The sequence below is a fragment of the Streptomyces sp. NPDC048521 genome, from assembly GCF_043199855.1.
In the GTDB taxonomy this organism is placed as follows: domain Bacteria; phylum Actinomycetota; class Actinomycetes; order Streptomycetales; family Streptomycetaceae; genus Streptomyces.
The window spans coordinates 1-4365 of the sequence record NZ_JBICWR010000045.1; the positions used below are offsets into that span (position 1 = coordinate 1).

Consider the following 4365-nt stretch of genomic DNA (forward strand, 5'->3'; position numbering starts at 1 on the left):
CCTCATCCAACGCAGCCGCGAACACCGGGAACACCCCATACAACTCCCGACCCATCCCCACCCGCTGAGCACCCTGACCCGTGAACACGAACGCCACACGAGCAGCACCCACCGCACCACCCACCACCACACCCGGCGCGTCCCGCCCCTCAGTCAGGGCCTCCAGACCGCTCAACAGCCCGTCCCGGTCGCTGCCCAGAACGACAGCTCGGTGCTTCATCGGGGCCCGGGTGGTCAGCAGGGACAGGGCCACGTCCGCCGGTTCGAGGCCGGCGTCGGCGGTGAGGGCCCGGAGCAGCCGGGCAGCCTGGCCGCGCAGTGCGGCAGGGGTACGGGCCTGGAGGACGAGCGGTCGTACGGTGCCCGGTGTCGAGGCCGGTGCGGGGGCGGGCTCGAGGGCCTCGGCCTCCTCCACGATGAGGTGGGCGTTGGTGCCGCTGATGCCGAACGAGGACACCCCGGCCCGGCGGGGACCGTCCGAAGACCACTGACGGGACTCGGTCAGCAGCTGAACCGTGCCCGCCGACCAGTCCACATGCGGCGACGGCTCGTCCACGTGCAAGGTACGCGGCAACTCGGCATGACGGATGGCCTCCACCATCTTGATCACACCACCGACACCCGCAGCCGCCTGCGCATGCCCGATGTTCGACTTCAACGACCCCAACCACAACGGCCGCTCCGCAGAACGCGCCGCACCATAGGTCGCGATCAACGCCTCCGCCTCGATCGGATCACCCAGCGTCGTACCGGTGCCGTGCGCCTCCACCACATCCACGTCCGCCGCCGACAGACCCGCATCGGCCAGCGCCTGCCGGATCACCCGCTGCTGAGACGGACCGTTCGGCGCCGTCAACCCGTTCGACGCCCCGTCCTGATTCACCGCACTGCCCCGGATCACCGCCAGCACCCGGTGCCCGTTGCGCCGCGCGTCCGACAACCGCTCCACCATGAGCATGCCGACGCCTTCGCTCCAGGTGGTGCCGTCGGCGCCGGCGGCGAAGGAGCGGCAGCGGCCGTCGGGCGAGAGTGCCCGCTGGCGGCTGAACTCCACGAAGGTGTTGGGGGTGGCCATCACCGTGACACCGCCGGCGAGCGCGAGGGTGCACTCGCCGCGCCGCAGCGCCTGGGCGGCCAGATGGATCGCGACGAGGGACGACGAGCACGCCGTGTCCACCGTCACCGCCGGACCCTCCAGACCGAAGGTGTAGGCGATGCGGCCGGAGGTCACGCTCCCGGTGCTGCCCGTCAGCAGGTAACCCTCGTACTCCTCGGGGGCCTTGGCGACCCGAGCCCCGTAGTCGCTGTACATGGCGCCGACGAAGACACCGGTGCGGCTGCCGCGCAGGGTGCCCGGGTCGAGCCGGGCGTGCTCGAGGGTCTCCCAGACCGTCTCCAGCAGCAGCCGTTGCTGGGGATCGATCGGTACGGCCTCACGCGGGGAGATCCCGAAGAACTCGGCGTCGAAGCGGTCGGCGTCGTGCAGGAAACCGCCCTGACGGCAGTACGTGGTGCCGGACCGCTCGGGGTCCGGGTCGTACAAGGCGTCCAGGTCCCAGCCGCGGTTGGACGGGAACCCGGTGATCGCGTCCTGGCCGTCCGCGACCAGCCGCCACAGGTCCTCGGGGCTGTTGACGCCTCCGGGGTAGTGGCAGGCCATGCCGATGACGGCGATCGGTTCGTCGTCGGCGACGACCGGGGCGGTGGTTTCCTCCGCAGCGCTGGATGCGGTCGCTCCCGGAGCCAGTTCGAGCAGCAGGTCCGCCAGCGCGTCGGGCGTGGGATGGTCGAAGACCACGGTGGCGGGGAGCCGTACGCCCGCGAGGGAGTTGAGGCGGTTGCGCAGCTCCACCCCGGTGAGTGAGTCGAAGCCCAGCTCGCGGAAGGAGAGGTGGGCGTCGACGGCCTTCGGGTCTCCGTGCCCGAGCACGGCGGCCACCGTGGAGAGCACCAGCTCCCTTGCGACGCTACGGCGGTCGTCCGCACTGAGCGTGGCGAGCCGCTGGAGCCAGGAGCTGCCCGCGGAGGTCGTGTTGTCGGCCCGCTGCCTGGCCGGGCGGCGAGCCGTGGGCCGCAGTACCGGAGGCAGGAGCCCGGCCTCGGACCGGGCGCGCAGCGCCGCGGCGTCCAGTCGTGCGGGCACGAGCAGCGCCTGGTCGGCGGCGAGTGCCGCGTCGAACAGGGCGAGGCCCGTCTCGGCGTCGAGCGGTTCCAGCCCGTTCCGGCTCCAGCGGGACACCTCCGCGTCCGTCAGCGCCGCTCCCATGCCGTCGGCGGTGTTCCACAGACTCCAGGCCAGTGAGAGGCCAGGCAGCCCGAGGGCCCGTCGGTGCTGGGCGAGGCCGTCCAGGAAGGTGTTGGCGGCGGCGTAGTTGGCCTGTCCGGCGTTGCCGATCTGGCCGACGATCGAGGAGAACAGGACGAAGGCGGTGAGCGGGAGGTCCTGGGTCAGCAGGTGCAGGTTCCAGGCGGCGTCGGCCTTGGGGGCCAGTACGGCGGCGCAGCGTTGCGGGGTCAGCGTCTCCAGCGTTCCGTCGTCGAGGACGCCGGCGGCGTGCACGACGGCGGTCAGCGGACGCCCCTCGGGAACCGTCTCCAGCACAGCAGCCAGCGCGGCCCGGTCCGCCACGTCACAGGCGGCGACCGTCACCTCCGCCCCCAACCCCCGCAACTCAGCGGCCAGCTCCTGCGCACCCGGAGCCTGCGCACCACGCCGACTCGTCAGCAGCAGACGCCGCACGCCGTACTCCGCGACCAGATGCCGGGCGAAGAGCGCACCCAGCCCACCCGTGCCGCCGGTGACCAGAACCGTGCCGTCGCCGCCGAGCACCGTCGGCTCGCCGTCGGCGCGGGCGGGGGCCAGCCGGGGCGCGTGGGGGACGCCGGCGCGTATCGCCAGCTGCGGTTCACCGGACGCGACGGCGGCGGGCAGAGCCTCCGCCGACGCAGTCGTGCCGTCGATGTCCACCAGGAGGAACCGGCCCGGGTGTTCCGACTGCGCCGTACGCAGCAGGCCCCACAGCGCGGCGCCCGCCGGATCCGGGACGGTGTCCTCGGGCAGGGCCCCGATCGCGCCCCGCGTCACCACGACGAGCCGGGCGTCGGCGAGCCTGTCCTCGGCCAGCCATTCCTGGACCAGTTCCAGCACCCGGCCCACGCCACGGGCCGCGTCGGCCGCCGGTTCGGCACCGCCGACCACCGCGCCATCGAGTACGACCGTGTCCGGCACCGGTCGACCGTCGGCGGTCAGGGCACCGAGCCCGTCCGATCGGCGCAGGCCCGGCAACAGCACGGTGTCGGAGGGCCGCTCGGCACCGCGGCCGAGGTCCGCTTCGAGGACCGCCCAGGTACCGGTCTGCGGCCGCCCCGCGGGCACCGGCGACCAGAGGACCCGGTGCAGCGAGTCACCGGCTCCGGCGGCACGGTGACGCACCGGTGCCGAGGGCCGCAACACCAGCGACTCGACGCTCAGCACCGGCGCGCCCGTGGTGTCGGCCGCGACCAGGGACACCGTGTCCGCACCGGCCGGTGACCAGCGCACCCGCAGGGCGGTGGCTCCGGTCGTGTGCAGGCGTACACCGTTCCAGGAGAACGGCAGCAGCATCCTGTCCTCGGGCTGGGTCAGTACGACGGGATGCAGCGCGGCGTCGAGCAGCGCGGGGTGGATGCCGAGCCGCCCGGCCTCGCCGTCCGGGCCGGTGGGCAGCCGTACCTCCGCGTACAGGTCCTCCCCCTGTCGCCACAGCGCGTGCAGGCCCTGGAACGCCGGGCCGTACGTGTAGCCGCGCGAGGCGAGTTCGGCGTAGGCGTCGTCCACCGGTACGGCGGTCGCGCCGGGCGGCGGCCAGGCGGTGAGCCCGGTGACCGTGTCGGGTCGCGCGGTCTCCAGCAGGCCCGTGGCGTGCCGGATCCACTCACCGGAGCCGTCGGCGGAGTACACGCCGATCGTGCGACGGCCCTCGGCGTCGGGCGGGCTCACGGCTGCCTGGAGCCGGACGGCCGACCGGCCGGGCAGCACCAGAGGGCTCTCGATGGTCAGCTCGGCCACGCTGTCACAGCCGGCGTGGTCGGCCGCGGCCAGCGCGAACTCCAGGAAGGCGGTCCCGGGCAGCAGCACGGCGCCACCGATGGTGTGGTCGGCCAGCCAGGCATGGGTGCCGAGGCCGAGCCGGCCCGTCAGCAGCAGCCCTCCGTCCTGGGCGGGTTCGACGGCGGCGCCGAGGAGGGGATGACCGGTGGTGTCGAGCCCGAACCGGTCGGCTCCGGACACCTGCGAGGACGCGTCCAGCCAGTACCGGCGACGCTGGAACGCATACGTCGGCACATCCACCACCCGAGCACCGGCCAACTGCGCCGACCAGTCCA

The 4365-nt window shown here is 73.4% G+C and carries 1 pseudogene; it reads right to left on the reverse strand.

From position 1 onward, the window contains the following. Window positions 1-4333, reverse strand: a pseudogene (locus tag ACGFRF_RS41515) (type I polyketide synthase); the annotation flags it as partial. Window positions 4334-4365: the final 32 nt, after the last annotated feature.